At 73.9% G+C, this 1,010-nt stretch carries 1 protein-coding gene; it reads left to right on the top strand.

The annotated features are described in order from the left end of the window. The coding region (gene mepA / locus FV223_RS28445; RefSeq protein ID WP_246689851.1) for a penicillin-insensitive murein endopeptidase at window positions 1-890 on the top strand (890 nt) is incomplete at its 5' end. Window positions 891-1,010: the final 120 nt, after the last annotated feature.

The raw sequence follows: 1,010 nt of genomic DNA on the forward strand, positions 1-1,010 counted from the left end.
CCTCGGCGCTCGCGGCCTCCGCCGCCCACGCCCAGGACAAGGGCAGCCTCAACCCCAAACCCCTGCCGCCGCTGGAGAATCCCGACGCGCCCTCGACCCCGGCCAAGGCGCTGTTCGGCCGGGTCACCGGCCCGACCTCCGGCCCGACCCACGCCTACGGCTCCTATGCCAAGGGCTGCTTCTCGGGCGGTGCCGCGCTGCCGATCGACGGGGCGACGTGGCAGGTGATGCGCCTGTCGCGCAACCGGAACTGGGGCACGCCCTACCTCGTCGACTTCCTGGAGCGGTTGGCCGGCAAGGCGCCGCGGGTCGGCTGGCCGGGCTTGCTCGTCGGCGACATGTCCCAGCCCCGCGGCGGCCCGATGCTCACCGGCCACGCCTCGCACCAGCTCGGGCTCGATGCCGACGTGTGGCTCACCCCGATGCCGGACCGGCGCATGACGCGGGCGGAACGCGAGGAGACCTCGGCCACCGACATGGTGCGGCCGGACCGCCTCGACATCGACCCCGACACCTGGACGCCGGAGCGGCTGAGCCTGATCCGCCTCACCGCCGAGCAACCGGAGGTGGCGCGCATCTTCGTCAACCCGGCGATCAAGAAGGCCCTGTGCCGCGAGGCGGACGGCAACCGCGGCTGGCTGCGCAAGGTGCGCCCGATGTACGGGCACAACTACCACTACCATATCCGCCTCGCCTGCCCGGACGGCCAGGATTCCTGCGGCGACCAGGCCGCCCCGCCCCCGGGCGACGGCTGCGGCGAGGAGCTCGCCTACTGGTTCAGCGACGCGATCCTCCACCCGAAGCCGGCGAAGACCAAGCCGAAGCCGCGGCCGCCGATGACCATGGCGGCCCTGCCGGCCGAGTGCCGGATGGTGCTGAAGGCGCGCTGAGGCCCGGTCTTCCGAGCTTGTCCGCCGGCGCGTCGGATCAGGCCAGCTCCTCGCCGCAGCCGTCGCCCGGGGGCGGGGCGGCCTGGTCGCCGCAGGAATCCTGGCCGTCCGGGCAGGCGA

Origin of the sequence: Methylobacterium sp. WL116 (genome assembly GCF_008039455.1) — a bacterium.
Lineage (GTDB): Bacteria > Pseudomonadota > Alphaproteobacteria > Rhizobiales > Beijerinckiaceae > Methylobacterium.